The sequence below is a fragment of the Paludibacterium flexuosum genome (assembly GCF_037076605.1).
Lineage (GTDB): Bacteria > Pseudomonadota > Gammaproteobacteria > Burkholderiales > Chromobacteriaceae > Paludibacterium.
On sequence record NZ_AP029060.1, the window covers coordinates 2,031,815 to 2,058,209 of the forward strand.

The 26,395-nt window shown below is 60.9% G+C and carries 25 protein-coding genes and 3 tRNA genes; 13 read left to right on the plus strand and 15 right to left on the minus strand.

Annotated features, from left to right (window positions below):
• Positions 1 to 16 precede the first annotated feature (16 nt).
• The 4 genes from AACH39_RS09710 to AACH39_RS09725 all read left to right on the plus strand — a co-directional run bounded on the left by AACH39_RS09710 (position 17) and on the right by AACH39_RS09725 (position 8,484).
• Complete coding sequence (locus AACH39_RS09710; protein WP_338619774.1) at positions 17 to 2,242, plus strand: LPS-assembly protein LptD; 2,226 nt, start codon at positions 17 to 19, stop codon at positions 2,240 to 2,242.
• Positions 2,239 to 3,528, plus strand: a complete 1,290-nt coding sequence (locus AACH39_RS09715) for a peptidylprolyl isomerase (protein ID WP_338619776.1) — start codon at positions 2,239 to 2,241, stop codon at positions 3,526 to 3,528. The genes AACH39_RS09710 and AACH39_RS09715 overlap by 4 nt, the downstream gene beginning before the upstream one ends.
• Positions 3,525 to 4,514, plus strand: coding sequence for a 4-hydroxythreonine-4-phosphate dehydrogenase PdxA (gene pdxA, locus AACH39_RS09720; protein WP_215780419.1), 990 nt, complete (start codon positions 3,525 to 3,527; stop codon positions 4,512 to 4,514). Before AACH39_RS09715 ends, pdxA begins: the two co-directional genes overlap by 4 nt.
• A 154-nt stretch (positions 4,515 to 4,668) precedes the next feature.
• Complete coding sequence (locus tag AACH39_RS09725) at positions 4,669 to 8,484, plus strand: DUF3683 domain-containing protein (RefSeq protein ID WP_215780417.1); 3,816 nt, start codon at positions 4,669 to 4,671, stop codon at positions 8,482 to 8,484.
• Between the two features lie 127 nt (positions 8,485 to 8,611).
• Here the strand turns inward: AACH39_RS09725 and AACH39_RS09730 are convergent, their stop codons facing one another.
• A complete protein-coding gene (locus AACH39_RS09730; protein WP_338619777.1) occupies positions 8,612 to 9,670 on the minus strand; it encodes a hypothetical protein in 1,059 nt (352 codons plus the stop codon).
• A gap of 136 nt (positions 9,671 to 9,806) precedes the next feature.
• Positions 9,807 to 11,120, minus strand: a complete 1,314-nt coding sequence (locus AACH39_RS09735; protein WP_215780412.1) for a hemolysin family protein — start codon at positions 11,118 to 11,120, stop codon at positions 9,807 to 9,809.
• A 127-nt stretch (positions 11,121 to 11,247) separates the two neighbouring features.
• On the opposite strand from AACH39_RS09735, the gene AACH39_RS09740 reads away from it, so the two are divergent.
• Complete coding sequence (locus AACH39_RS09740; protein ID WP_215780410.1) at positions 11,248 to 11,652, plus strand: HIT family protein; 405 nt, start codon at positions 11,248 to 11,250, stop codon at positions 11,650 to 11,652.
• A gap of 61 nt (positions 11,653 to 11,713) precedes the next feature.
• Positions 11,714 to 12,553, plus strand: a complete 840-nt coding sequence (locus AACH39_RS09745; protein WP_215780408.1) for a sulfurtransferase — start codon at positions 11,714 to 11,716, stop codon at positions 12,551 to 12,553.
• 24 nt (positions 12,554 to 12,577) lie between these two features.
• Here the strand turns inward: AACH39_RS09745 and AACH39_RS09750 are convergent, their stop codons facing one another.
• Both AACH39_RS09750 and AACH39_RS09755 read right to left on the minus strand, forming a co-directional pair.
• On the minus strand, positions 12,578 to 13,129 hold the full coding sequence (locus tag AACH39_RS09750; RefSeq protein ID WP_338619778.1) for an alpha/beta hydrolase: 552 nt from the start codon (positions 13,127 to 13,129) through the stop codon (positions 12,578 to 12,580).
• A gap of 8 nt (positions 13,130 to 13,137) precedes the next feature.
• Positions 13,138 to 13,920 (minus strand): exodeoxyribonuclease III, encoded by a 783-nt coding sequence (locus tag AACH39_RS09755; RefSeq protein WP_338619780.1) that lies wholly within the window; start codon positions 13,918 to 13,920, stop codon positions 13,138 to 13,140.
• A 65-nt stretch (positions 13,921 to 13,985) separates the two neighbouring features.
• Here AACH39_RS09755 and pyrE point away from each other — a divergent pair, with 65 nt between their 5' ends.
• Positions 13,986 to 14,627, plus strand: a complete 642-nt coding sequence (gene pyrE / locus AACH39_RS09760; RefSeq protein WP_215780400.1) for an orotate phosphoribosyltransferase — start codon at positions 13,986 to 13,988, stop codon at positions 14,625 to 14,627.
• Between the two features lie 52 nt (positions 14,628 to 14,679).
• Here pyrE and AACH39_RS09765 read toward each other — a convergent pair whose 3' ends face one another.
• A complete protein-coding gene (locus tag AACH39_RS09765) occupies positions 14,680 to 15,003 on the minus strand; it encodes a hypothetical protein (protein ID WP_215780398.1) in 324 nt (107 codons plus the stop codon).
• Between the two features lie 179 nt (positions 15,004 to 15,182).
• On the opposite strand from AACH39_RS09765, the gene AACH39_RS09770 reads away from it, so the two are divergent.
• Positions 15,183 to 16,268 (plus strand): ionic transporter y4hA, encoded by a 1,086-nt coding sequence (locus AACH39_RS09770; protein ID WP_215780395.1) that lies wholly within the window; start codon positions 15,183 to 15,185, stop codon positions 16,266 to 16,268.
• A 56-nt stretch (positions 16,269 to 16,324) separates the two neighbouring features.
• On the opposite strand, the gene AACH39_RS09775 is transcribed toward AACH39_RS09770, so the two are convergent.
• The 4 genes from AACH39_RS09775 to cutA all read right to left on the minus strand — a co-directional run bounded on the left by AACH39_RS09775 (position 16,325) and on the right by cutA (position 17,087).
• A tRNA-Lys gene (locus AACH39_RS09775) sits at positions 16,325 to 16,400 on the minus strand.
• Positions 16,401 to 16,485: 85 nt separating this feature from the next.
• Positions 16,486 to 16,561: transfer RNA gene (locus AACH39_RS09780), tRNA-Lys, on the minus strand.
• 23 nt (positions 16,562 to 16,584) lie between these two features.
• A tRNA-Lys gene (locus AACH39_RS09785) sits at positions 16,585 to 16,660 on the minus strand.
• 103 nt (positions 16,661 to 16,763) lie between these two features.
• Positions 16,764 to 17,087, minus strand: a complete 324-nt coding sequence (cutA, locus tag AACH39_RS09790) for a divalent-cation tolerance protein CutA (protein ID WP_215780393.1) — start codon at positions 17,085 to 17,087, stop codon at positions 16,764 to 16,766.
• Positions 17,088 to 17,102: 15 nt separating this feature from the next.
• Here cutA and AACH39_RS09795 point away from each other — a divergent pair, with 15 nt between their 5' ends.
• Entirely contained in the window at positions 17,103 to 17,549 is a 447-nt protein-coding gene (locus tag AACH39_RS09795; protein WP_338619784.1) for an FxsA family protein, read from the plus strand.
• Between the two features lies 1 nt (position 17,550).
• On the opposite strand, the gene AACH39_RS09800 is transcribed toward AACH39_RS09795, so the two are convergent.
• Entirely contained in the window at positions 17,551 to 17,853 is a 303-nt protein-coding gene (locus AACH39_RS09800) for a DUF167 domain-containing protein (protein ID WP_215780389.1), read from the minus strand.
• 229 nt (positions 17,854 to 18,082) lie between these two features.
• Between AACH39_RS09800 and AACH39_RS09805 the strand changes: the two genes are divergently transcribed.
• The 4 genes from AACH39_RS09805 to AACH39_RS09820 all read left to right on the plus strand — a co-directional run bounded on the left by AACH39_RS09805 (position 18,083) and on the right by AACH39_RS09820 (position 20,267).
• On the plus strand, positions 18,083 to 18,868 hold the full coding sequence (locus AACH39_RS09805; protein WP_338619786.1) for a TonB family protein: 786 nt from the start codon (positions 18,083 to 18,085) through the stop codon (positions 18,866 to 18,868).
• A 12-nt stretch (positions 18,869 to 18,880) separates the two neighbouring features.
• A complete protein-coding gene (locus tag AACH39_RS09810; RefSeq protein ID WP_215780385.1) occupies positions 18,881 to 19,252 on the plus strand; it encodes a VacJ in 372 nt (123 codons plus the stop codon).
• A gap of 78 nt (positions 19,253 to 19,330) precedes the next feature.
• A complete protein-coding gene (locus AACH39_RS09815; RefSeq protein WP_215780382.1) occupies positions 19,331 to 19,750 on the plus strand; it encodes a thioesterase family protein in 420 nt (139 codons plus the stop codon).
• A 25-nt stretch (positions 19,751 to 19,775) separates the two neighbouring features.
• Positions 19,776 to 20,267, plus strand: coding sequence for a TlpA disulfide reductase family protein (locus AACH39_RS09820; protein ID WP_215780380.1), 492 nt, complete (start codon positions 19,776 to 19,778; stop codon positions 20,265 to 20,267).
• Between the two features lie 48 nt (positions 20,268 to 20,315).
• Here AACH39_RS09820 and moeB read toward each other — a convergent pair whose 3' ends face one another.
• The 5 genes from moeB to rsmB form a co-directional block, all read right to left on the minus strand.
• Positions 20,316 to 21,074 carry a molybdopterin-synthase adenylyltransferase MoeB gene (gene moeB / locus AACH39_RS09825; protein WP_215780377.1) on the minus strand — a complete coding sequence of 253 codons (759 nt, stop codon included), beginning with the start codon at positions 21,072 to 21,074 and terminating at the stop codon, positions 20,316 to 20,318.
• A 70-nt stretch (positions 21,075 to 21,144) separates the two neighbouring features.
• Positions 21,145 to 22,413 carry a sigma-54 dependent transcriptional regulator gene (locus AACH39_RS09830; RefSeq protein ID WP_215780375.1) on the minus strand — a complete coding sequence of 423 codons (1,269 nt, stop codon included), beginning with the start codon at positions 22,411 to 22,413 and terminating at the stop codon, positions 21,145 to 21,147.
• Between the two features lie 2 nt (positions 22,414 to 22,415).
• The gene (locus tag AACH39_RS09835) at positions 22,416 to 24,524 is read right to left on the minus strand and encodes an ATP-binding protein (RefSeq protein WP_338619788.1); all 2,109 of its coding nucleotides are present in this window, start codon (positions 24,522 to 24,524) and stop codon (positions 22,416 to 22,418) included.
• Positions 24,524 to 25,093: a DUF4390 domain-containing protein gene (locus AACH39_RS09840; RefSeq protein ID WP_252346146.1), complete on the minus strand. Its 570-nt coding sequence runs from the start codon at positions 25,091 to 25,093 to the stop codon at positions 24,524 to 24,526. Before AACH39_RS09840 ends, AACH39_RS09835 begins: the two co-directional genes overlap by 1 nt.
• Positions 25,080 to 26,330: a 16S rRNA (cytosine(967)-C(5))-methyltransferase RsmB gene (gene rsmB / locus AACH39_RS09845; RefSeq protein ID WP_215780369.1), complete on the minus strand. Its 1,251-nt coding sequence runs from the start codon at positions 26,328 to 26,330 to the stop codon at positions 25,080 to 25,082. The genes AACH39_RS09840 and rsmB overlap by 14 nt, the downstream gene beginning before the upstream one ends.
• Positions 26,331 to 26,395: the final 65 nt, after the last annotated feature.

Below are 26,395 nucleotides of genomic sequence, written 5' to 3' on the forward strand. Positions count from 1 at the left end.
CGATATGGTTTTGTGCATGCCCAGAATTCAAAAAACACAAATTGTCCTGGCACTCGCTGCCGCCTTTTCTGCGCCGATGGCCAGCGCGGACGAGCCTCTGGACTACGTCCTGCCCTCCAGCACCGTGCCGGGAGAGGCCCATGTCACCGCCGACCGTATCGAAGGGGCAATGGAAAATGTCCTGCAGGCTCGCGGCAATGTGGTGGTCACACGCGATGACCAGAAGCTCAACAGCGACTGGCTGGACTACTACCAGGCCAAAAACAACGTCAAGGCCGGTGACCACTTTACCCTGACCAGGCAACAGGACCGGGTGGATGGCACCCTGCTTGACTACAACCTGGACTCTCGCACCGGCACAGGCCAGCAGCCGGTCTTCCAGTCCGGTACCCCGGGCAAGCAGATGCGGGGCGATGGCCGCGAGGTCATTTTCCGCGGCAAGGACAATTACCGCGTCATGCAGTCAGAGGCAACCACCTGCTCGGTCGGAGACGACAGCTGGTATCTGAAGTCCTCTCAGCTGGATCTCGACTACACCAGCGGCATCGGAACAGCTTACAACGCCCATGTGGTGTTTCAGGGCGTGCCCATCCTCTACTCGCCCTGGCTCGATTTCTCGCTCGACGGCAAGCGCAAGTCCGGGCTGCTGTATCCGACCCTGCAGGGGGGCAGCCGTGGCGTCGACCTGGCGATTCCGTACTATTTCAACCTGGCGCCGAACTACGACGCCACGCTGACCACGCACCTGAATACCAAGCACGGCGTCATCCTGGGGGGAGAATTCCGCTACCTGCAGCCGGAGTACAGCGGCTGGCTGTATACCGAGCAGAACCAGCGCGACACGGCCACCCACCGCTACCGCTACCTGTGGAGCGGGGCACACCGACAGACCCTGGCGCCCGGACTGACCGCCGGCTATGACGCCACCACCGTCTCGGATGACAACTACTTCAGCGACATGGGCGACCGCTATACCGTCGCAGACAATGTCAACTTGCTGCGTCAGGCCTACATCAACTACGGCAAGTCGTGGGAAGGCGGCAGCGCCAACTTCGGCGTGACCGCCCTGCGCTATCAGACCCTGCAGGCGACCGGCACCACCGTCACACCACCGTATGCCAAGCTGCCGGAGCTGACCCTGAATGCCAACCAGCAACTGCCATGGGGGCTGACCGGCAATCTGACCTCGGTACTGACCGAGTTCTCTCACCCGACACTGCAGGAAGGCCAGCGCTGGGTGATCTATCCCAGCATTTCCCTGCCCTTCCAGCGCACCTGGGGCTTCTTCAAGCCGAAGCTGGGCATCCATGCCACTGACTACCAGCTCAACAGCTTCAAGGGTGCCAACGCCTACAGCGTGGATCGCACCTTGCCGATTGTCAGCATTGACAGCGGCCTGTATTTCGACCGCCAGGTCAACATGTTCGGCGGCGAACGCACCCAGACGCTGGAACCGCGGCTGTTCTATCTGAATGTGCCTGCGCGCGACCAGAGCCGGATCCCCAACTTCGACTCCTCGCTGAATGACTTCGGCTTTGCGCAGATCTTTACCGAGAACGACTACTCCGGTTACGACCGCATTGCGCCGGCCAATCAGGTCACGGCGGCGCTGACTTCGCAATTGATCGACAACGACAGCGGCCGTGAAATCATCCGGGCAGCCTTTGGTCAGCGCTTCTACTTTGATTCGACCCAGCTCAACGCCGACGGCACGCTCGGCAAGCGTACCACCGGGGCCTCGGACTTCCTGGCCAGCCTGGGTGGCGAAGTGGTGAAAAACTGGAACCTGGACAGCCTGTATCAGTACAGCGCCACCACGCACGCACCGGTCCAGTACAATGTATCGCTGCGCTACCAGCCGGCCGCCGGCAAGGTGGTGTCCCTGCGTTACCGCTTCTACAGCAACAATCAGGTGAACGCGCAGGGTCTGCCGGAGAATCTGCACGAGGTCGATCTCGGCGTGCAGTGGCCGCTGACACGCTCGCTGTACGCGCTGGCCCGAACCGACTACTCGCTGCAGGACCGGCAGATCATGCAGCAGCTGGCCGGTATCGAGTACAACAGCGGCTGCTGGCTGCTGCGGCTGGTCGCCGAGCAGTACATCACCAACCTGACCCAGCGCAAGACCGGTTTTTACTTCCAGGTTGAACTCAAGGGCCTCGGCGCCCTGGGCACCAACCCGCTGCAAACCCTGCGCCTGGCGATTCCGGGCTACACCCAGACCAACGATATCCAACCATGACCATGAAAAAAACACTGCTTGCCTTGCTGACAACCGCTGCGATTTCCTCCGCGATGGCGGCACCGGTGGTACCGGTTGACCGCATCGTTGCCGTGGTCAACAAGAGCGTCATCACCGAACTCGAACTGCAAAAGCGCGTCAGCCAGGCCACCGCCTCCCTGCAGGAGCAACATGTCACCCCGCCGCCGATGGACGTCCTGCGTCGCCAGGTGCTGGATCAAATGATCACCGAACAAACCGAGCTGCAATATGCGGACAGCAATCGCATCAGCGTCACGGACGGGGATATCGACCAGGCCATTCAGCGCGTTGCGCAGCAAAACAAGACCGACGTCAATGGTCTGCGTCAGTTGCTGTCCAAGCAGGGACTGGACATGGCCACCTTCCGCACCGAAGTACGGCGCGAATTGCTGCTGTCCAAACTCAAGGAAAGCGTGATCGCCTCGCGCGTCAACGTCACCGACAGTGAAGTCGAACAGGCGCTGAAGAACCCGCAGTTTGCCAACCATACCGAATACCATCTGGCCAATATCCTGATCGATGTTCCGGAGCGAGCCGATGCGGCCCAGATCGACAGCCGGATGCAGCGCGCCCGTCAGGCGCTGGCCGAACTGAAGGCAGGCAAACCTTTCGCCAACGTGGCGGCAGCTTACTCGTCTGCCCCCAATGCCATGCGCGGCGGGGATATCGGCTGGCGCCCGGCGGCCAGCCTGCCGAGCGACTTCACCAGCATGCTGGAAGCGCTGAAGGCGGGTGGCATCACCGACATCATCCGTACCCAGCAAGGCTTCTACATCTTCCAGCTGGTGGAAAAGCGCAGCCAGCAGGCACAGCAGATGGCCGAGCAGTATCACACCTTCCACATCCTGATCCGCACCAACGAAGCCGTGTCGGAAAGTGATGCAAAGGCCAAGATCCTGCAGATTCGCGATCGTATCCTGCGCGGCGCTTCCTTCCAGGAAATGGCCAAGCTTTATTCCGAAGACGGCAGCAACACCAAGGGCGGTGACCTGGGCTGGCTGTCCAAGGGCGATACCGTGCCGGAGTTTGAGCAAGCCATGACCACCCTGCCGCTCAACACCCTGTCGGAACCAGTGCGCTCGCCCTTCGGCTGGCACCTGATCAAGGTCGAGGCCAAGCGCACTGAAGACGTGACGGCCGACCGCAGCCGGTCTGTCGTTCGTCAGCAGATCCGCAACCGCAAGGTGGACGAGGCCTATCTCGACTGGGTGCATCAGCTGCGCGATTCTGCCTTTGTCGATGATCGTCTGAACGAGCAGCAATGAGTCCGCCACGCCCTGTTCTGGCCATCACTGCCGGTGAGCCTGCCGGCATCGGCCCCGAGCTGATGCTCAGCCTGCTGCAACTGGCAGATGGCGGAACACGGCGTGTGATTCTCGGCGATATCGGCCTGCTGCAGCAGCGCGCCCGTCAACTCGGTCTTGCACTCACCTGCGTCCCGTATCAGGCCGGACAGCAGCCGCCTGTCGGCTGTCTGGAAGTGCTGCACCTGCCACTGCTCGCGCCCAGTCAGCCCGGCACGCTCAACCCGGACAATGCCGGTCACGTGCTGGCCCTGCTGGATCGTGCCATCGACGGCTGCCTGACCGGCGAATTTGCCGCCATGGTCACCGGCCCGGTCCACAAGGGTGTCATCAACGATGCCGGCATCCCCTTTACCGGTCATACCGAGTACCTCGCAGAGCGCACGGGCACCGAAAGAGTGGTCATGATGCTCGCCGGAGACAAGCTGCGCGTGGCCCTGGCCACGACCCACCTTCCCTTGCGCGACGTGGCCGATGCCATCACCCCCGAGGATCTGACCCGGGTCATTCGTATCCTGCACCACGATCTGGTACAGCGTTTCGCCCTGCCCCGGCCCCGCATTCTGGTCGCCGGACTCAATCCGCACGCCGGCGAAGGCGGCCATATGGGCCGCGAAGAAATCGATGTCATCATGCCGGTGCTGGATCTTTTGCGTGCCGAAGGCATGCAGCTGATCGGTCCGCTGCCTGCCGACACCCTGTTCAATCCGGACCGCCTGGCCGACTGTGATGCCGTGCTGGCCATGTACCATGACCAGGGCCTGCCGGTTCTCAAATACGCCACCTTTGGCCATGGCATCAATATCACCCTCGGTTTACCGCTGATCCGCACCTCGGTGGATCACGGCACGGCGCTGGATCTGGCGGCCACCGGCAAGGCCTCTCCCGGCAGCCTGTTCGAAGCCGTCCGCCTGGCTGAGCAACTGGTTTTCGCCGCCCCCCGCTAAGCCCCGCCAGCTTGTCGGACAAAATCCAGAGGCGATGACTGTTTCATATAAAGACAGTTTTCCGCTGCAATATCCCCTATAACAACATCGTTTTCCGCGGCGCAACATTTGGGATACACTTTCTGCAGACAAAGATGATCGAGCAGAAAAAATAATGAACGCTCCCGAAAAAGCGCGCTTGCGCGAAATACCGTATAACTACACGTCGTTTGCCGACCGTGAAATCATGATTCGCCTGCTGGGCGAAGACATGTGGCAATTGCTGGAAGCCCTGCGCAGCGAGCGCCGTACCGGGCGCTCCGCCCGCATGCTGTTCGAAGTCCTGGGGGATATCTGGGTCGTCGACCGCAATCCCTATCTGGTAGACGACCTGCTGGACAACCCCAAGCGCCTGAATGCCCTGGTCGAAGCCATGCACCATCGGCTGCACGAAATCGACAAACGCCGCGAAGGCAATGACAAGGTGCAGGCGCTGATCCAGGCGACGGCACAGGCCGTTGACCGCTTTGAAGCCCAGTTCGTCGAAACCCGAACACTGCGCAGCCGCATCCTGAAGCGCCTTGGCCGCCTGACCCGCCGCGACAACATCCTGTTTGACGGACTGGCTCGCGTTTCGCATGTCACCGATGCCACGGACTGGCGTGTCGAATATCCCTTTGTGGTGTTGTGCCCGGACAGCGAAGAAGAAATCGCGCCGCTGGTCAAAGCCTGTATCGAGCTGGGGCTGACCATCATTCCTCGCGGCGGCGGTACCGGCTATACCGGAGGTGCCGTGCCGCTGGACCGCTTGTCTGCGGTGATCAACACCGAGAAGCTGGACCATCATCAGGGCGTCGAATATATCCCCCTGCCCGGCCTGACGGGCAGTCATGCCACCATCCATTGTGGTGCCGGCGTCGTGACGGCGCGGGTGTCCGAGGCAGCATCCGCGGCCGGCCTGGTCTTTGCCGTCGACCCCACCTCGGCAGAAGCCTCCTGTATCGGCGGCAATGTCGCCATGAACGCCGGCGGGAAAAAAGCCGTGCTGTGGGGCACGACACTGGATAACCTCGTCAGCTGGAAAATGGTTGATCCGGATGGCAACTGGCAACTGATCGAGCGGCTGGCGCACAACTACGGCAAGATCCACGACGTGGAGCAGGTACGCTTCCGGGTATCGCGTCTGGCCGAGGATGCCCGCACTGTCCTGTCGGCCGAGGTACTGGAGATCCCCGGCAGCGCCTTCCGCAAGACCGGGCTGGGCAAAGATGTCACCGACAAATTCCTCGCCGGCCTGCCCGGGGTTCAGAAAGAAGGCTGTGACGGCATTATCACCAGTGCCCGCTTTGTACTGCACCGCATGCCCGACCATATCCGAACGGTCTGCCTGGAGTTCTTCGGCACCGTCACGCAGGCCACCCCGGCCATCGTCGAGATCAAGCAATACATTGATGGCCATGGCGCCGTACAGCTGGCCGGCCTTGAGCACCTGGACTGGCGCTATGTCCGCGCCGTCGGCTATGCCACCAAGGCCAAGTCCCGCGGACGCCCGAAGATGGTGCTGCTGGCGGACATTGTTTCCGATGATGAAAATGCACTGGCCGAAACCTGCAGTCATGTGGTGAAGCTGGCCAACGCCCGCTGCGGCGAGGGCTTCATTGCCGCCAGCCCGGAAGCCCGCAAGCGCTTCTGGCTGGACCGGTCGCGTACGGCTGCCATCGCCCGCCATACCAATGCCTTCAAGATCAATGAAGACGTGGTCATCCCGCTGGATCGGCTGGGCGACTACTCCGACGGGATCGAAAGACTGAACATCGAACTGTCGATCAGCAACAAGATCCGCCTGCTCGACAGCCTGAGCGACTATTTCCATGGTCGCCTTGAAGTGGATAGCGACAGCAGCACGCTGTCGACGGACGATGTCATCGCCGACCGGCGTGAAGCCGCGCTGGCACTGCTGACACATGTGCGCAGCCGCTGGCAGTGGATGTTGGCCAATCTAGATCAGCCGCTGACGGCCTTCCGACAGCGCTGGCCAGAATGTGAAGCCCCCGCTGAAGGCAGCCTGTTTACGGCCATGCGTGATTTTCAGCTGCGTGTCAGCTGGAAGGCCGAAGTCCAGCAGGAGCTGGAAACCATGTTCGCCGGCAAGACCGATGCGCCCATTTTGGCCGCCATCCGCGCGATCCATCAGAAGGTGCTGCGCAGCCGGGTGTTTGTGGCACTGCACATGCATGCCGGCGACGGCAATGTGCATACCAATATCCCGGTCAATTCCGACGACTACGCCATGCTCCACACCGCCAACGAGGCGGTCGTGCGCATCATGAAGCTGGCGCGGGATCTGAACGGCGTGATTTCAGGCGAGCACGGCATCGGCATCACCAAACTCGAATTCCTGCGCGAAGAGGAACTGGCCCCCTTCGTCGCCTACAAGCAACGCGTCGATCCGCATGGCCACTTCAACCGCGGCAAACTGCTGCCAGGCGCCGACTTGCGCCGGGCCTATACACCGTCTTTTGCCCTGTTGGGCGTCGAGTCACTGATTCTGGAGCAATCCGACATCGGCGACATCGCTGACTCGGTCAAGGACTGCCTGCGCTGCGGCAAGTGCAAACCGGTCTGCTCGACCCATGTACCGCGGGCCAACCTGCTGTACTCGCCCCGCAACAAGATTCTCGGCGTCGGTCTGCTGACCGAGGCCTTTCTGTACGAGGAGCAGACCCGTCGTGGCGTCAGCCTGAAACATTTCGAGGAACTGTCTGATGTGGCCGACCACTGCACGGTCTGCCATCGCTGTGTCAAACCCTGCCCGGTGAATATCGACTTCGGCGATGTCTCCATCGCCATGCGCAACTTCCTGCGCAAAACCGGCAAAAAGTCGTTCAATCCCGGCACCGCACTGGGGATGGCCTTTCTCAATGCCAAGGACCCGGCCACCATCAAGCTGTTGCGCAAGGGCATGATTGAATGGGGCTACAAGGCTCAGCGCAGTGCCCACTCGGTCGCCAAGCGTTTCGGTCTGCTTGGCGATCAGACCAGCCGGCCGCCCGCCACCGTGGAGAAAGCGCCCATCAAGGCGCAGGTCATCCACTTCATCAACAAGCCCATGCCGGGCGGCTTGCCGAAGAAAACGGCCCGCGCCCTGCTGGATCTGGAAGACCCGACGGTGGTGCCGGTAATTCGCAAGCCGACCCTGGCGGATGACACCGAGGCGGTATTCTATTTCCCGGGCTGTGGCTCGGAACGGCTGTTCAGTCAGGTCGGCCTGGCCACCCAGGCCATGCTGTGGCACATGAACGTCCAGACGGTGCTGCCGCCGGGCTATCTGTGCTGCGGCTACCCGCAGGCAGCGTCGGGCTTTGCCGACAAGGGCGAGGCCATCACCACGGAAAACCGGGTATTGTTCCATCGTGTTGCCAATACCCTGAACTATCTGGACATCAAGACGGTGCTGGTCAGCTGCGGCACCTGTTTTGACCAGTTGACCAAGTATCGCTTCGAGGACATCTTCCCCGGCTGCCGCGTACTGGACATCCACGAGTACATGATGGAAAAGGGGCTGCGCATCGACCAGGTGACCGGTCAGCGCTATATGTACCATGACCCCTGCCACAGCCCGATGAAGAGCCACCAGCCGATCAAGGTCGTCAATGAACTGATGGGGGGGGGCGTCAAGCTGAATGATCGCTGCTGTGGTGAGGCGGGCACCTTTGCCACCAGCCGGGCCGACATCTCGACCCAGGTCCGCTTCCGCAAGCAGGAAGAGATCAGCCGCGATCTGAGCACGCTGCCGGCGGGCGATGCCCCGGTCAAGATCCTGACCTCCTGCCCGTCCTGCCTGCAGGGCCTGTCGCGCTACAACAACGATACCGGCACCGAAGCCGACTACATCGTGGTGGAAATGGCGCGGCATGTACTGGGCGAGAACTGGATGCCACAGTACCTGCAACAGGCCAGTCAGGGGGGGATCGAGCGCGTACTGCTCTGAGTCGGCAGTTCCCCGAAACAAAGCGGCAAGTCTTGCGACTTGCCGCTTTGTTTCGCAGATAGCTTCAGACGCAAAAAAGGGAGACTACTGTCTCCCTTTCTTGTACGACCAGGTATTCCGTCAGGAATTACTTGGAAGCGGTAGCCTTCTTGGCAACCTTGTGATGCTTCTTGGCAGCGTGCTTCTTGGCCGGGGCCGAAGCGTCAGCAGCCTGAGCCTTCTGAGCCGAAGCGGCCTTCTTGGCTACCTTGGCGTGCTTCTTGGCAGCGTGCTTCTTGGCCGGAGCCGAAGCGTCAGCAGCCTGAGCCTTTTGAGCCGAAGCGGCCTTCTTGGCTACCTTGGCGTGCTTCTTGGCAGCGTGCTTCTTGGCCGGAGCCGAAGCGTCAGCAGCCTGAGCCTTCTGAGCCGAAGCGGCCTTCTTGGCTACCTTGGCGTGCTTCTTGGCAGCGTGCTTCTTGGCCGGAGCCGAAGCGTCAGCAGCCTGAGCCTTTTGAGCCGAAGCGGCCTTCTTGGCTACCTTGGCGTGCTTCTTGGCAGCGTGCTTCTTGGCCGGAGCCGAAGCGTCAGCAGCCTGAGCCTTCTGAGCCGAAGCGGCCTTCTTGGCTACCTTGGCGTGCTTCTTGGCAGCATGCTTCTTGGCCGGAGCCGAAGCGTCAGCAGCCTGAGCCTTTTGAGCCGAAGCGGCCTTCTTGGCTACCTTGGCGTGCTTCTTGGCAGCGTGCTTCTTGGCCGGAGCCGAAGCGTCAGCAGCCTGAGCCTTTTGAGCCGAAGCGGCCTTCTTGGCTACCTTGGCGTGCTTCTTGGCAGCGTGCTTCTTGGCCGGAGCCGAAGCGTCAGCAGCCTGAGCCTTCTGAGCCGAAGCGGCCTTCTTGGCTACGTGCTTCTTGGCAGCGTGCTTCTTGGCCGGAGCCGAAGCGTCAGCAGCCTGAGCCTTCTGAGCCGAAGCGGCCTTCTTGGCTACGTGCTTCTTGGCAGCGTGCTTCTTGGCCGGGGCCGAAGCTTCAGCTGCCTGAGCCTTTTGAGCCGAAGCTTCGGCTTTTTTGGCTACGTGTTTTTTAGCGGTGTGTTTTTTAACAACGTGATGCTTGGCCGGAGCGGCTGCAGCGGCGGAAGCGTCAGCAGCGAAGCTGCTGGCGGAAACCAGGCCGAATGCAGCGGTCAGGATAAGCGCAGCGATCTTTTTCATGAAAATCTCCACAATTGATGAATTTGACTCCTGAAGCACTGCAGTTAGCGCTTCCATAGTCGGTATCGTAGGCATGCCCTGTCTATCCGTCTGTGAGTGGTATGTAAGGCCATGTAACGACGTGTACATACTTTATTTACACATTCGGCTCATTTGACGTAGGTGCATGTAGTTGTGTGACGAGCAGCTGGTCCACCTTGAAGTTCTCGGTATCGACGACTTCAAACTTGTAGCCGGCATATTCCACCACATCAGTACGCTTGGGAATCTTGCGCAACATATACATCATGAAGCCGCCGATGGTTTCGTAGTTGGCATCATCCGGGAACTCGTCGATATCCAGTGCACGCGACACATCCTGCAGGGCCGTCATGCCATCTACCAGCCAGGAATGCTCGTCGCGGCGCAGAATCTGCTCTTCCTGGCTCTGGCTGACCAGGTCTCCCATCACGGTGCTCATCACATCGTTCAGGGTAATGATGCCCACCACCAGGGCATATTCATTCATGACCACAGCAAAGTCTTCGCGCGATGCCTTGAAACGCTCCAGCAGCTCGGACAAAGTCAGCGAATCCGGAATGACCATCACGGTGCGGATCGGCAGCTCCTTGCGCAGGGAAATCGGCAATCCCTTGAGCAAGCGCATCAGCACGTCCTTGGAATCGACATAGCCGACCACCCGGTCAATGGTCTCGTCACAGACCAGGAACTTCGAATGAGGCTGAGTGGCGATCTTCTCGCGAATTTCGTCCTCGGTATCTTCCAGCGAGAAATACACGATGCTTTCGCGACTGGACATGGACGACGGGACCGTGCGGCTGTCGAGTTCGAATACATTCTCGATCATGTGGTGCTCTTCGCGCTGCAACACCCCGGCCTCGGCGCCGGCATCCATGATGGCGAAAATATCATCGGACGTGATTTCATCACTGCGCACCGACGGCAACTTGAACAGCTTGAACATCTGGTTGGCCGTGCCATTGAAGAACCAGACCAGCGGGCTGAACAACATCAGGGAGAACAACAGCGGGCCGACAATCACCACTGCGATTTTTTCCGGGTGGATCATCGCGGTTCGCTTGGGAATCAGGTCCGCAAAAATGATGAACAACGAGGTCACCACGGCAAACGACATCATGAAGCTGATCGTGGGCAGCATGTCGCCCTGGTAAACCGTTCCGACCCAGGCTTCGAAAAACGGCGTCAGCGCCGATTCACCCAAAATACCGCCGAGAATGGCCACGCCATTCAGGCCGATTTGTACCACTGTAAAAAACTTGCCCGGTTTTTCCTGCAGAGCGAGTACTTTTTCAGCGCGCAAATCGCCTTCTTCCAGCATTTGACGCAGCTTGATCTTGCGGGACGCAGCCAGCGCGATTTCAGACACGGAGAAAAACGCACTGATGCACATCAACAGAAAAATAATCAATAAATGACTAGAGAGGCTCACAACACTATCCTTGCTCGGAATTTGCGGCTTCCCCGAAAGAATCCGGCATCCGCATTTGATACTTGCGAATCGTTCAGATACAGGAAGCCTATGTTAGGATACCTTAATTTGATTGGGTGACAATAACATGTTGAATTGCGAGCTTTGTTTTCCCGGCGAGGAAACCGTGTTATTCCGCGACGAAAAACTGCGCGTGATACTGGTTGATGACCCTGTCTATCCTGGCTTTTGCCGCATCATCTGGCAACAGCACATCAAGGAAATGTCGGACCTGAGCGAAGCAGATCGCCAGCACCTGTTTGCCTGGCTGATGCATACCGAACGCGCCGTGCGCGAAGTTCTCAACCCCGACAAGATCAATCTGGCCTCGCTGGGCAATATGGTGCCGCACCTGCACTGGCACGTCATCCCGCGCTTTGCCGACGATGCTCACTTTCCGGCGCCGATCTGGGCCACCGCCGCTCGCGACAGCAAGCGCAGCGCCCCCTCAGACCTGGCCGAGCGCCTGCGTGCTGCCCTGCCCGGCGGCTGACAGGCTTGCCGAACGGCCCGCAGCTGGATAGGCTTTCCTGAACCGTCAGGAGAGCCCCCCCATGTTCAAGACCCTCATCAGCGCCGAAGCGCTGCTCACCCAGCGCCGCCCGGAATGGGTCATTCTGGATTGCCGTTTCAGCCTGAACGAGCCGGAAGCCGGCGAAGCCGCCTGGCGCCAGGGACACCTTCCCGAAGCCCATTACCTGCACCTCGATTACCATCTATCGGGCAGCAAGACCGGCCAGAACGGCCGCCATCCGCTGCCGGACGGTCAGCGACTGGCCGTCGATCTCGGCGCGCGCGGCATCAGCGCCAGTACCCAGGTCGTGGTCTACGACGATGGCCAGTGCCAGTATGCGGCCCGCGCCTGGTGGCTGCTGCGCTGGCTGGGGCATGACCGGGTTGCCGTGCTGGATGGCGGCCTGCCGGCCTGGCTCGCCGCCGGCGGCACACTGGACACACACCAGCCGGCGCGCCACACCCGGCGCTTTGCCATGCGCGCCAGCCACGCTGCGACGGTGCAGGTCGAGGAGGTTCTGGAAAACCTGGACAATCCGCAATTCACGGTGATCGATGCCCGGTCGGCGGAGCGCTTCGCCGGTATCGGCGAAACACTCGATCCGGTCGGCGGACACATCCCCGGCGCCATCAACCGCTTTTTCCGCGACAACTTCGACGCGCAGGGCCGCTTCAAGGATGCGGCAACGCTGCGCCAGGAATGGCAGGGCCTGCTGGGCGAGGAACGGACCGCCGAAGACATCGTCCATCAGTGCGGTTCCGGCGTCACCGCCTGCGTCAACCTGCTGGCAATGGAAATTGCCGGTCTGCATGGCAGCCGGCTGTATCCGGGCTCATGGAGCGAGTGGTGCGCCGACCCGGCCCGCCCTGTTGCCCGCTAGCACCAAACAATCGGCACAGCGCCGCTAGTCGCCGAGAATCAGTCGCTGCAACAAGCGCTGGCCGGTTTCCCAACTTCCCAGACCGCTTTCGGCATTGATATGGCCGGCCGGGCCGAGATCCACGAAGTGAGCCCCCCATGACTGGGCCATGCGCTCAGCACGATCAATCTGGCAGTAGGGGTCATTGCTGCTGGCCACCACGATGGCGGGCGCCGGCAGCCGCCAGTCGGGCTGCGGGGCAAAACCGCTCGCCGGCACATTGGCGATAAACCCCTCGCCGGTCACATCCGGCGGCGCCACCAGCAACACACCACGCACCCGGCGTTGCGCCCGCAGGCTGAGCGTGGCCAGCCAGTGCACGCTGGTAATGCAGCCCAGGCTGTGCGCCACCAGCACGATTTCGTCCTCGGCCATCTGCACCGTGTCGTCCAGCCCCTGCACCCAGGCGGCACGATCCGGATGCTGCCAGTCGGCCTGCCGCACGCGCAGACAACCCGGAAAGCCCTTTTCCCACAAGGTCTGCCAGTGTTGCGGGCCGGAATCCTGCCAGCCCGGCACAATGATCAGCGTCGCCATGGCATGCCTCAAGTCTGATGCTGATAGTCGTAGTCGACAATCAGCGGGGCGTGGTCGGAAAACTTCTCGTCCTTGTAGACCGAGGCCTGCCGGGCCAGTGCGCCAATCTCCGGCGTGGCGAGCTGATAATCAATGCGCCACCCCACGTCCTTGGCATAGGCCTGCCCTCGATTGCTCCACCAGGTGTAGCCCGGCACTTCCGGGTACAGGGTACGCCAGGTATCCACCCAACCGACACGCGCCAGCAGATCACTCATCCAGGCACGCTCTTCGGGCAGGAAGCCGGAGTTTTTCAGGTTGCCCTTCCAGTTTTTCAAATCGATTTCGTTGTGTGCGATATTCCAGTCACCGCAGATCACCAGATCACGACCTTCCGCGCGCAAGGACTCAAGGACCGGCAGGAAGCGGGCCATGAAGGCGAACTTGACCTGCTGCCGCTCTTCGCTGCTGGAGCCGGACGGCAGATACAGCGACACCACGCTCAGCTTGCCGAAGTCGGCACGCAAATAGCGGCCTTCCGCATCGATATCCTCGATGCCGAGCCCGATCTGCACCCTGTCAGGCGCACGGCGCGCGTACAGCCCGACACCGCTGTAGCCTTTCTTTTCGGCCGGATGGAAAAACCCCTGATATCCCGGAGGTGCCAGCATGTGCGGAGCCAGATCGGCCTGCTGCGCCTTGAGCTCCTGGACGCAGACGATGTCGGCATCACTGCCGGCCAACCAGGTGAAAAAGCCCTTTTTATCCGCAGAACGGATGCCATTCAGGTTGGCGGAAACGATTCGAAGCAAGCGGCTCTCCCGTGATATCCTTGCCGGCATCATGCGTGCGATGCAGACAGTTTTTTGAGGTAATGATGAGTAATTTCCGACACGATTTTATTCGATTTTCGCTGGACCGGCAGGTTTTGCGCTTTGGCGCCTTTGTCACCAAGGCCGGGCGCGATTCCCCCTACTTCTTCAATGCCGGGCTGTTCAATGACGGCCTGTCGACCCTGACCCTGTCGCGCTTTTATGCCCAGTCGATCGAAACCAGCGGCATCGCCTTCGACATGCTGTTCGGCCCGGCCTACAAGGGCATCATCCTGGCGTCGGCGACCGCCATGGCACTGGCCGAACGTGGCCGCAACGTGCCATTTGCCTACAACCGCAAGGAAGCCAAGGATCACGGCGAGGGCGGCACGCTGGTCGGCGCACCGCTGCAAGGCAAGGTGCTGATCATTGACGACGTGATTTCCGCCGGCACCTCGGTGCGCGAGTCCGTCAACCTGATCCGCGCGGCGGGTGCCGAACCGGCCGGTGTCGCCATCGCACTTGACCGCATGGAGCGGGGTCAGGGTGAGTTGTCTGCCGTGCAGGAGGTCAGCCGCGACTTCGGCTTGCCGGTGGTGGCCATTGCCACCCTGGAGGACATGCTGGGCTATCTGCAACAAAGTCCCGACCTGCAGAACCATCTGGGTGCCGTGCAGGCTTACCGCCAGCGATACGGCATTCGCTGAGCGCGGGGTACAAAAAAGCCGGCAGTTGCCGGCTTTTTTCATGCACTGACGGTCACTGGCCGGCATCCTTGCGTTTCCAGGCCTCACTAAGCGAGCTGGTCAGGGTATCCATGGTTTGCTTGGCGGCATCTTCCGCGGCTTTGGCCGCGGCCAGTTCGGCATTGCTGCGTTCGACAGCCGCCTGCGCATCCAGCAGTCGCTGATCGGCCAGCTGCTTGGCCGACTCAGCCTGTACACGTCGATTGGTCGCCTGTGTCAGCTGGGCATCGCCCTGCTGATAGGCCATCTGCGCAGCCAAGAGCTGCTCATCCACGGACTGGGCCACGGCACCGGCTGTCATGGCCAGCAACAATACTCCCAAGGCGTGACATTTCATGCGCAAACTCCCTTTATTGGCTTTGATCATGGAATTATGCGCGAGTGCGGTTGTCGAGACAAATGGCCCCATAACACCATTGGCAAAGCAAAGCCATTAAGGTTATGCAAAATGCAATTATCAGTTACAGTTCGCGAGCAGGCCAGCGCGCCCCTTCCCGCAATCAGACGGATCAAAACATGACGACACGCACCTCTCCGCTCCCGATATGGACCCTCCTCGCCCCGGCAACAGGCTGGCTGCTGCTGGCCGGCAAATTCACCGGCCTGCTGAGCGGCTGGCCCATCCTGCTTGCTGCCGGCTTATTGTTCGGTGTGCTGGCAGCAGTACATCATGCCGAAGTTGTCGCGCACAAAGTCGGAGAACCCTTCGGCACCCTGGTCCTGGCCGGGGCGATTACCGCCATCGAGGTCGCCCTGATCGTGACACTGATGATCTCGGGCGGCAGTGCCACCTCCGCACTGGCGCGCGATACCATCTTTGCCACGGTGATGCTGATCCTCAATGGCATTGTCGGCCTGTGCCTGCTGGCGGGGGGGCAACGCTTCGGTGAACAGCGCTTCAGCCTGCTCGGTGTCAACGCTGCCCTCTCGACCCTGGCGGCGATCGTCACCCTGACCCTGATCCTGCCGAATTTCACCACGACCGTGCCCGGACCGTTGTACAACGCACGCCAGCTCGGCTTTGTCGCCGTGGCCTCGGTGGTCCTGTATGCCGCCTTTGTCTTTATCCAGACGGTGCGTCATCGGGATTATTTCCTGCCGGAAGAGGGGGCAGGCAACGAGCACGTCCATGCGGCGCCGCCCACGGGACGCGTCACACTGATCAGTCTGACCTGTCTGGTCGCCGGGCTGGCGGCCGTGGTGCTGCTGGCCAAGGCAATCTCGCCACAGATTGAGGCCGCGGTGGCGGGCATGGGTGCGCCCCCCGCGCTGGTGGGGGTGATCATTGCGGCCATCGTCTTGCTGCCCGAGGGGCTGGCCGCCTGGCGCGCAGCCCGCGCCAACCGGCTGCAGACCAGCCTGAATCTGGCGCTTGGCTCGGCACTGGCCAGTATCGGCCTGTCGATCCCGGCAGTCGCCGTCGTCTCGATCTACCATGGCTGGCCCCTGACCCTGGGCATTGACGCCAAATCGACGGTGCTGCTGGTGCTGTCTCTGCTGATCGCCACCCTGTCGCTGGGCAACGGACGCACCACCATCCTGCAGGGCGTCGTGCACCTGGCGCTGTTCGCGACCTATCTGTTTCTGACAATCTTTCCCTGAGACGGGCAAGGTAGAATGAAAAAAGCCCTGACGATTGTCAGGGCTTTTTTCGAAATTGGTGGGTTGTGAAAGGCTCGAACTTTCGACCTACGGATTAAGAGTCCGCTGCTCTACCAACTGAGCTAACAACCCGGTGTACTTGCGAAGTCAGACTTTAACAGATTGTCTTGGCTTGCGCAAGATAAGTAACTACTCATCAACAGTGATGCTAGAAGGTTGGTGGGTCGTGAAAGATTCGAACTTTCGACCTACGGATTAAGAGTCCGCTGCTCTACCAGCTGAGCTAACGACCCCCCTCGGGCACTGCTGTTTTCTCTGGTGGGTCGTGCAAGATTCGAACTTGCGACCAACGGATTAAAAGTCCGCTGCTCTACCGGCTGAGCTAACGACCCCCGAGAGACCGCAACTATAATGACCGATTTTTGAAATGTCAACGATTTTTTTCCTACACCCTCACCCCAATGCCATTGTATTGGCGCGGCTCTCAGACCATTTTCATGCCCTTGAAAAAACCGACTCGCCTACCCATGTTAAGTAATCAGGCAGGCCTGCCGCGATGTCGCAGGCAATGATTTCCGGTACCTGATAGGGGTGCAGCTCGCGCAATTGCTGCTCGAGATACGGGTAGGCTGCTTCGGTGGTCTTGATCAGCAGCGGGACTTCATCGGCGGATGTCACCGCCTCCTGCCAGCGATAGACCGAACGGCAAGGCGCCAGAATGTTGACGCACGCGGCCCACTGCCCGGCCACCAGCGCCTCGGCGATACGTTCGGCCTGCGCCCGATCCGGCACATTACAAAACACCAGCAACGCTTTCATGGCGAACACTCCATCATGCCCATCCTCCTTTTGATTTTGCTTCTGCCGGTCATCGAGATCCTGCTTCTCGTCAGCCTGGCCAGTCATATCGGCCTGATGGCCACCCTGCTGTATCTGCTGTTGAGCGCCATGCTGGGCAGCTGGATGCTGCGCAACCAGAAAGTTGGCGCCTTGCTGACCCTGGGCAGCCTGATGCGTCAGGGCGGCGGCGTGTCGATCTACAGTCTGCTCTGGCCGCTTCGCTACGCTCTGGCAGGCGTCCTGTTCATCATCCCCGGTGTACTGAGCGAGATTGCCGCCATTTTGTTGCTCCTGCCGCTCAAGGGACCACAATGGCAAATGCCCCCCGCTCAGCCGACCCGCCCGATGGACGATGACGTCATCGAGGGTGAGTTTCACCGCGTCGATGACCCGTTCAGTCAGCTGCAGCGTCCGGGGGACGAGCACAAGCCGGGGGCCTGAGTCAGTCTTGCGGCACGCCCAGTCTGTCCATCAGCTCGGTCTCAGAGCAGTCGGTACGGATGGCGACAATTTTGTGCCGGCTCTTGTCGCCGCTGAGCAGCTCGACCGCCCTCTGCGGCAGATCAAAACGGTCTGACAGCCAGCGCAGCAAGGCCGCGTTAGCCTTGCCATCGACCGGTGGTGCGGCCAGCCTGATCTTCAAGGCCTCGCCATGCTCGCCGCTGACTTCCGTCTTTTTCGCCCCGGGCTGGACATGCAGGGTCAGATTGAATCCGTTTTCCGTGGGTTTCAGCCAGGATTTCATGCCATCTTTCTTGAATGCCCCCGCACACCGGGGATGTCGCAAGCTGGGATTATGCCCGGCTCCTTGCCGGCCTGAAAGCATCGGACCGGCAAGGCCGCCGCCCCGCCCGGCCGACAGCCGCCTCTGCCATGAAAAATCGCTTGGAGGCAGGCCAGTCTTCTGGAAAAATATCGCCAATCAATCCATTGAGCCACGGTCGCTTCCACGTGATCGACCACCCGGACCGGACATGCCCTCAGCCCCGCATCACACCCATCACCTGACTCGTGCCTGGCCACTGTTGACGGCATTGCTGCTGTCGGCTGCCGTGCATTTGCTGCTGATGCTCCTGCCTGGCGTTCCGGCCCATTCCCCGCGATTCACTCAGACCATTCCGCTCCAGCTGACCTTGCAGCCCCCTCCTCCTGCCACCACAGGCGACATGGGAACGCCGCCCGCAGCGGCCATGGCCATGCAGCCGGCCGACACACCGCCCGCCGCCACCGGCAAGCCGCAGACACGTCACCTCCGTCAGCTGGCGGCAAAGCCGCAGCCGGCGCCCATCGCTCAAGCGGTGGCGCCGCAGCTTGCGCCCCCTGCGGCCAAAGGGGTGTCCGTCGCCTCGCTGTTGTCCCAGATCTCGACGGAAGCCGGCAATACGTCACCGCAGACACCGCCTCCCGGGCGACTGGTGTACGGCAGTTCGGCACGCGGCTATATGTGGCGGCAGTATATGGACGACTGGGCGGGCAAGATGGAAAGGATCGGCGCCCTGAACTACCCGCAGGAAGCGCGCAACCAGGGGCTGACCGGCGGTCCGACCCTCAGTGTCGTGATCAACGCCGACGGCACACTGGCCGCGCTGAGCATCAGCCGCAGCTCCGGCAACCAGATTCTGGACGAGGCCGCTCAGCGCATCGTCCGTCTGGCCGCCCCGTTTGCCCCCTTCCCGCCGGAACTGGCCACTCAGGCGCGCTCACTGGAAATCCGGCGAAAATGGCATTTCACCACCGGCAATGAGTTGTCGGTGCAATAACCAGGAAACCACATGTACGAAGTCAATCGCAGTGTCATCATCCTCCGTCCCCAGCAACCCTTTCTGGATTGGCTCAACAGCCTGCCGGGCGGTTTCGACACCCCGCCGACCCTGTCCGCCCTGCAGGCCGGCAGCAATGCCCTGCTGGTTCCCGCGGTCGATCACGGTGACGAGCTGGCGGAATTCATCGCCGAACACTACCAGACGATGTTTCAGGCCGAGCTGGCCGACTGGTGCGAAGACCCGGGCCTGTGGCCGAGCCCCTTGAGCGCCAGCCTGTTCACCCAGTGGTTCGAGATCCATCTGCACGGCGTGGTCTCCGACATGGTGGAAGAACCGCTGGAGCGCGAGCAATTCATGCCGTTTGATCTCGACCAGCATTGATTCGGTTATGCTTGCAGTTCTTTCATAACAAAAACCCGGCAAGTCATCGCCACGAGGAAAGTCAGGAGAAACCCAACCATGCCGCACACCACCCGCATCAAGGTCCGGGGCTACCATCTGGACCTGTACAGTCATGTCAACAATGCCCGCTATCTGGAGTTCCTCGAAGAGGCGCGCTGGACTTTGTTCGAAGAGAAAACAGACCTGCCGCGCTACATGGCCTCCGGCATTGCGCTGATCGTGGTCAATATCAACATCGACTATCGATTCCCGGCCACCATGGGCGACGAGCTGCTGATCACCTCCTCGGTCAAGAGCATCAGCAATCGCAGTGCCGTGATTCACCAGCGCGTGACCCTGGCGGGCAAGGACACCCTGGTCGCCGAGGCCGATGTCACCATGGTGGCTTTTGACGGCAAGGCCAACAAGGCCGTGCCGATCAGCGGCGAACTCAAGGACATTCTGGAATCCATGCAAGATCCGGCCACCATCGCCTGATCACCTGACGGGAAGTTGCCTCATCATGAAGAAAAGCCTGATTCTGCTGGCCATTGGTCTGATTGCCGTCTTTGCCGGCTACACCCTGTGGTTCAGCAAGACGCCGGCGCCGGCGGTCAGTTTCACCACGCTGCAGGGCCAGAAGATGGATCTTGCCTCGCTGAAGGGCAAGGTTGTACTGGTCAATTTCTGGGCAACCAGTTGCTCCGGTTGTGTTCAGGAAATGCCGCAGATGAAGCAGATGTATCAACAGTTTGCTCCGGCAGGCTTCACCATCGTCGCCGTGGCCATGAACTATGACCCATCGAACTATGTGCAGGCCTACGCCCAGAAAAATCAGCTTCCCTTTCTGGTAACCATGGATAGCCAGGGCGCTATCGCCAAGGCCTTTGGCGATATTCAGCTGACACCGAGCACCTTCCTGATCGATCGTGATGGCCACATCGTCAAGCGCTATGTCGGCGTGATGAATTTCAACGAGGTGCGCCAGCTCATCGAGCAAGGCACCCGCGCCTGATTCGTGCCAGACGCATAAAAATGCCCGGGGACCTCCGGGCTTTTTTCTTCATGACGTCTGTCCGCAGACCGGACAATCCGGATCACGCGGGATGCGCAACTGGCGAAAGCTGCCGGCCAGCGCATCGTAAACCGTCAACTGGCCCAGCGGAGCAGGCAAGCCGACGATCAGTTTGATGGCCTCGACGGCTTGCATGCTGCCCATCACCCCCACGAGCGGCGCCAGCACACCGAAGGTCGCGCACGGACCATCGCTGGCAGGGCCATCTTCCGGAAACAGACAGCAGTAGCAGGGACTGTCGGCCTCACGGCTGTCAAACACCGCCAGTTGCCCGTCAAAGCGTACGGCCGCCCCGCTCACCAGCGGCACCCGGGCCTGAACAGCCGCCCGGTTGATGGCATGGCGGGTGGCAAAATTATCCGAACAGTCGAGCACGACGTCGTGGGTCGCCATCAGGGCAGACAGCGACTCGGGCGCCAGCCGCTGTTTCAGGGCAGCGACCTGGATAGAGGGGTTGAGCGCCAGCATGTGTTCACGTGCCGATTCGGCCTTGCTGCGCCCCAGACTGGCCATATCATGCACCACCTGACGCTGCAGATTGCTCAGCTCGACGATGTCGTCATCGGCAATGGTCAGGCGACCGACACCGGCACTGGCCAGATACAGCGCCACCGGCGAACCCAGTCCGCCGGCACCAACGACCAGCACCCTGGCGGCGCTCAGCCGGCGCTGCCCTTCGACATCGATCTGCGGCAATAGAATGTGCCGGCTATAGCGCAGCAGCGCGGAGTCATCCAGTTCCATCATCCATCATTCTCGTAACAACGCCGCTGCCTGACGGTCAGCGGCGCTTTGGGGCGACCCGGTCAACGACCGGTCATTCTTCGGCGGTACGGCGGGAGAACTTGATCCCCAGCTGTTTCAGCTTGCGGTACAGGTGGGTACGCTCCAGGCCGACCTTCTGTGCCACGCGGCTCATATTGCCGTTCTCCAGCGAGATGTGGTACTCGAAATAGCGCCGTTCCAGCTGCTCGCGCAACTCGCGCAGCGGCAGGTTGAAGTCGAAACCGGTTTCCTCGATCGGCTTCTCGTGGCGGAACTGCGCCAGCACCTTGTTGACGGCCGGCGCATCAATATCATCGGACTCGGCGGTCAATGCCAGGCTCTTGATGATGCTGCGCAATTGTTCGAGGTTGCCCGGCCAGTCGTACTGGCGCAGGGCGTTCAGGGCGGCGGTGGTCAGCTTGCGTGCCGGTACCTGCTTGGATTCGACCAGTTCGGTCAGGATCTGCTCGGCAATGAAGATGATGTCTTCGGCATGGTCACGCAGCGGAGGAATCGGCACGATGACGCTGGACAGCGAGGTCAGCAGCCGGTTGTCGCACTCGGGATCCACCAGCAACTCCTGCAGCGGACGGCTGCAGGAACAGATCAGACGGACATTGAATCGGTCCAGCTTGGACAGCAAAAACAGCAGGCCCTGCTGAACACGGCGGCTGTACTGGCCGATTTCCGGCAGGAACAGCACACCATTATTGGCTTTTTGCAGCAGCTCGAGCGGCGCATCGGCCAGCTGCTCCGGCTTGGCCGGGGTCACCCAGGGGGTGTTGCCCTGGTGGAAGAAGCGCGCTACCAGCTCGAAGCCCGAACCGGACTCGCCGGTCATCAGTACCGGGGAGCGGACCTTGGCGACCCGCTCCAGCTGGCGTTTGAGCTCCTGAACCGGTTCGCTCTTGCCCAGCTTGTCGAGATTCAGCGAGGTATTGGCCTGCATATCGCCGTACTTGAGCGCACGCTGCACGGTCGTCAGCAGCTTCTGCAGGGCAATGGGCTTTTCCAGAAAGTCGAAGGCACCGATACGGGTGGCCTCGACGGCAGTGTCGATGCTGGCATGACCAGACATCATCACCACCGGCATGTTCAGGTGTCCCGACTTGGCCCACTCCTTCAGCAGCGTGACACCGTCGCAGTCTGGCATCCAGATGTCCAGCAAGACGAGTGCCGGGCGGGTCTGATTCCGCAGCTGTCTGGCGACCTCGGCGTTTTCCGCCAATGCCACCGTATATCCTTCATCCTGCAGGATTTCGGACAGCAATTCGCGGATACCGATCTCATCGTCCACAATCAAAATGTCGCTGCTACGCACGCTTAGGCCTCCAGCATTGGCAAGATGAGAAGAATACGTGCGCCATGTTGATCGGCATTACCCAGAATGATTTGGCCCTGGTGTTCTTCCACAATTTTCTTCACCACGGCCAAACCCAAACCGGTGCCCTTGGACTTATTGGTCACATAAGGCTCGAATGCACGCGGAAGAATGTCTGCCGAAAAACCGGCGCCATTATCTTCCACACAGACATGCACGTTTCTTCCTTCTAGTCGGCTGCTAATTTGAATCATCGGGTTTTCGGCGTCAAGAACGGCATCTTGGGCGTTTTGCAAAAGATTATGCAAAACCTGCCGCAGCAAAGCCGCATCCCCCATGATCATCAGCGGACCGTCGGAAAGATCAATCTTAACAGCAGGATTGGATTCGTAAAGCGTCATGACCTCACGAATCACCTCATTTACATCAAGGTTTTGTAATTTGGTACGAGGTGCGCGGGCATAATCGCGGAATGCATCCACCATTCCTTTCAAAGCCGTCACCTGATTGACAATGGTATCGGTGGCCCGGTGCAGGATCTCGGCATCGGCGGGCTCCAGCTTGTCTGCCAGCTTCATGGCCAGCCGTTCGGCCGACAACTGAATCGGCGTCAGCGGGTTGCGGATCTCGTGCGCCAGCCGCTTGGCCACCTCACCCCAGGCTGCATCACGCTGCGCACGAGCCAGGTCGGTAATATCGTCGAACACCAGCACATAGCCGGCGTTACTGAGCTCCGACAGGCGTGCACCACGGATCAGCAGCGCACGCTCACCCTGCGAGGTCTGATAGTCCAGTTGCAGCTGCCAGTCGCGCCGGTCCTGATCGCCGGCCTGCTGTCCGACGGTATCCGCGAGCGCCTGCAGCGCAGGGATCTTTTGCGGCCACTCGGCAAAGGGCAGCTTGCCGACATCATCAAAATCGACATTCAGAATGCGGGCAGCACTGATATTGAAGGCCCGCAACTGCCATTCCGCGTCAAAGGCAATCACCCCGGCAGACAAATTGGCCAGAATGCTTTCCAGATAAATTTTGCCGGCCTCCAGCTGGCGGTGATTTTCCTCCGCCAGCTGTCGCGCCTCATCCAGCTGCCGCGTCATGCGGTTGAACATCGACGTCAGCATACCCAGCTCATCGCGCCGGTAGACGGGGTGACGGCGGGAAAAGTCACCCTGGGCGACGGCCCGGGTGGCGGCAGCCAATTCCAGCAACGGCGCAGAAAAGCGCTCGGACAGAAACAGGGCAAAAGCCAGCGCCAGCGTAAGGGCCAGCAGAAAGGCCAGGGCCAGCGTCAGCATGTAGAAGGTTTTAAGGCCATGCCGATTGAACAACAGCCCGCGATAATCCGATCGTGCGCTCTCGATCATGTCCGCGTCGCGGGCAATGCTCTCCGGTGCGCCCTGCATCACCATCAGCACCCGCACGCTGTCATCGGGCATGCGATACCCCAGCAGTACCTTGAGCAGCAGACCGGTCTGGTTTTCGTTCTCGATGGTGTCAACCGACTGCATCGGACTGATGCTGCGCAGGGTATCCCTGGGCGGCGGCAGCGGTGCCCGCAGGCCGGGCTGGCCCGAGTATGCCAGCAACCTGCCACTGCGATCGAAAATGGCGATTTGCCGCAATGCCAACTCCTCGCGCATCACATCCAGCCGCCCGCCCAGCGCCCCCTGGTCCAGCCCCTGGATGTTCTCCTGCACGACATGGCTCTTGCGGCTGACATCCTGCAGCACAAACCCAAGGGCATTGCGTCCCAGAGACAAGCCGCGGTCGAGTGCGGACTCGACCCGCACATCAAACCAGCTCTCGATGCTGCCGGTCAGAAACTGGGCGGAAATGGTGAAGATCAGCACCCCCGGCACCAGCGCCACCAGGGCAAACATGCCGACCAGCTTCTGGGTCAGCTTGGCCCCGAACATGCGACTCTTCACCCGGGCGCGCAAACGTAGCATCTGCCGGCCGACCACGCCGATCAGCGCCGCCAGCAACAGGGAGTTCAGCCCGAAAACCCACCAGTAGTAGGCCTCCAGTCGGCTGGCATTGCCGGTGGCAATCGCCAGCAGATAAAGCATGATGGCCGCCACCGAGGCGACAGCGACCACAGCATAGGGCATCAGCTGCCCCCTTTCATGTCCAGCGACGTCCAGTTCGAGCCCAGCGTCCAGTCGGACGAGCCGAGGGCATTGAGCTGGAAGGGCTTGGGCAACTCGCTGATGTCCAGCACCAGCCGCACCCGCCCGGCCACCTGATCCGGCGAATTGCCGGACAGGGCGCCCACATTGAGCACGCGCCAGCTCTGGATGGCGCCGATGGCACGCATGGCCTCATTCAGATTGGAGTAGTAATTGGCGAAGGACCCGATCGCCACCCGATAGCGATCAGTCAGGGGCTGGTAGGAAAGACGGAAAACCATGCTGGCATGCGGCGCAAACCACTGGCTGAGATTCAGGTACAGCGCCGTGCTGCGCGGCCTGGTCAGTTCGAACTCGAGACGAAAGGTCAGCGGCACGCCCTGAGTCAATGCTTCGCTCAGGCCGCTGGGCAGCTTGATATTGAAACGCGTGCTGATGGCAAGCTGGCCATCGATCAGCTCAGCCTCTGCCCGGCGCGCATTGACGTTGTCGGCCCAGGCAGGATGGGCCAGACAAGCCAGCAGGCCCACCAGCAGGCTAACGTTTCTCAAGCAGCGCGTAATAAAAGCCGTCATGGCGATCGGTAGGCAGCAACTGTTCCTGATTCAGGCAAATCGCGTCGTCTCGACGCTGCAGGAATGCCGACAATTGCTGCGAGTTTTCTTCTGGATAAATCGAGCACGTAGCGTAAAGCATTTTACCGCCCGATGCGAGCAAAGACCAAAGAACATCCAGCATTTGCGCCTGCTGGCGCGCCAGATTGCGGAAGTCGTCCGGACGCCGCAGCCAACGGATGTCCGGATGACGCCGCACGACGCCGGAAGCGCTGCAGGGTACGTCGGCCAGGATACGGTCATACGGACGGCCATCCCACCAGTCTTGCGACCGCCCGGCATCCCCGGTCAGTAACTGTGCCTGCAGGCCGAGACGATCCAGATTCTCGCGCACACGCGCCAGTCGCATGCCATCGACATCCAGCGCAGTCATCTCCACATCGGCCAGCTCCAGCATATGGCAGGTTTTGCCACCTGGCGCCGCACAGGCATCCAGCACCCGCAATCCCGGCTGAAGATCCAGCCGTCGGGCCGCCTGCTGCGCGCCCCAGTCCTGCACCGAGACCACCCCTTCGGCAAACCCCGGCAGCTCGCGCACCGGCATCGGCTGGGCCAGCAGCACGGCCTGCTCATCCAGCGCTTCGGCCTGAATCCCCGCTGCCGACAAGTCCGCCAGATAGCGCGTCATGTCGCTGCGACGCGTATTGACGCGCAGAATCATCGGGGGATGGGCATTGTCGGCCTCGACAATCGACTGCCAGTGATCCGGGTAGTGCTGCTGCAGGGCTCGCAGCCACCAGCCGGGATGATTGCTGCGCGCCTCTTCATCACGCGCCACCACCTGCATCAGTTCGTCGCGACGGCGCAGCGCGTTGCGCAGCACACCATTGACCAGCCCCTTGAAACGGCCGCGCGCCTGGGTCGCGGCCAGGCTCACGGCCTCATTCACCACGGCATACTGTGCCGTGCGGCTGTAATACAGCTGATAAATCGCCACCACCAGCAGGTGCTCGAGAAAAGGCAGCGCCAGGGCATTCGGTACCAGTTGCCGCAAAATCAGCTTCAGCTCGGCCCAGTGGCGCATTACACCAAAGGTAATGTCCTGGATGGCGCCCCGTTCCTGGGGACTCAGATCCGGCACACGGCGCAGCTGTGCTGCCAGCGCATCGGTAAGATTTTTGCCGGCGGCAACCTGTTCGACCGTCAAGGCGGCCAATTCCTGAATACGGTGCATAGCGCTTCTTCAAAGGGTCGGGCCACAGCCGGCATGGCCTGGCTGTGGCCCGAAAACGATCCCGC

Coding starts and splice junctions, on each gene's coding strand:
- cutA (WP_215780393.1), bottom strand. CDS start 17,087: ATGAAAGCGTTGCTGGTGTTTTGTAATGTGCCGGATCGGGCGCAGGCC.
- AACH39_RS09815 (WP_215780382.1), top strand. CDS start 19,331: ATGCCGCACACCACCCGCATCAAGGTCCGGGGCTACCATCTGGACCTG.
- AACH39_RS09795 (WP_338619784.1), top strand. CDS start 17,103: ATGCCCATCCTCCTTTTGATTTTGCTTCTGCCGGTCATCGAGATCCTG.
- AACH39_RS09810 (WP_215780385.1), top strand. CDS start 18,881: ATGTACGAAGTCAATCGCAGTGTCATCATCCTCCGTCCCCAGCAACCC.
- AACH39_RS09800 (WP_215780389.1), bottom strand. CDS start 17,853: ATGAAATCCTGGCTGAAACCCACGGAAAACGGATTCAATCTGACCCTG.
- AACH39_RS09745 (WP_215780408.1), top strand. CDS start 11,714: ATGTTCAAGACCCTCATCAGCGCCGAAGCGCTGCTCACCCAGCGCCGC.
- moeB (WP_215780377.1), bottom strand. CDS start 21,074: ATGATGGAACTGGATGACTCCGCGCTGCTGCGCTATAGCCGGCACATT.
- rsmB (WP_215780369.1), bottom strand. CDS start 26,330: ATGCACCGTATTCAGGAATTGGCCGCCTTGACGGTCGAACAGGTTGCC.
- AACH39_RS09730 (WP_338619777.1), bottom strand. CDS start 9,670: ATGAAAAAGATCGCTGCGCTTATCCTGACCGCTGCATTCGGCCTGGTT.
- AACH39_RS09765 (WP_215780398.1), bottom strand. CDS start 15,003: ATGAAATGTCACGCCTTGGGAGTATTGTTGCTGGCCATGACAGCCGGT.
- AACH39_RS09715 (WP_338619776.1), top strand. CDS start 2,239: ATGACCATGAAAAAAACACTGCTTGCCTTGCTGACAACCGCTGCGATT.
- AACH39_RS09820 (WP_215780380.1), top strand. CDS start 19,776: ATGAAGAAAAGCCTGATTCTGCTGGCCATTGGTCTGATTGCCGTCTTT.
- AACH39_RS09750 (WP_338619778.1), bottom strand. CDS start 13,129: ATGGCGACGCTGATCATTGTGCCGGGCTGGCAGGATTCCGGCCCGCAA.
- AACH39_RS09725 (WP_215780417.1), top strand. CDS start 4,669: ATGAACGCTCCCGAAAAAGCGCGCTTGCGCGAAATACCGTATAACTAC.
- AACH39_RS09770 (WP_215780395.1), top strand. CDS start 15,183: ATGACGACACGCACCTCTCCGCTCCCGATATGGACCCTCCTCGCCCCG.
- AACH39_RS09835 (WP_338619788.1), bottom strand. CDS start 24,524: ATGCCCTATGCTGTGGTCGCTGTCGCCTCGGTGGCGGCCATCATGCTT.
- AACH39_RS09805 (WP_338619786.1), top strand. CDS start 18,083: ATGCCCTCAGCCCCGCATCACACCCATCACCTGACTCGTGCCTGGCCA.
- pyrE (WP_215780400.1), top strand. CDS start 13,986: ATGAGTAATTTCCGACACGATTTTATTCGATTTTCGCTGGACCGGCAG.
- AACH39_RS09710 (WP_338619774.1), top strand. CDS start 17: ATGCCCAGAATTCAAAAAACACAAATTGTCCTGGCACTCGCTGCCGCC.
- AACH39_RS09740 (WP_215780410.1), top strand. CDS start 11,248: ATGTTGAATTGCGAGCTTTGTTTTCCCGGCGAGGAAACCGTGTTATTC.
- pdxA (WP_215780419.1), top strand. CDS start 3,525: ATGAGTCCGCCACGCCCTGTTCTGGCCATCACTGCCGGTGAGCCTGCC.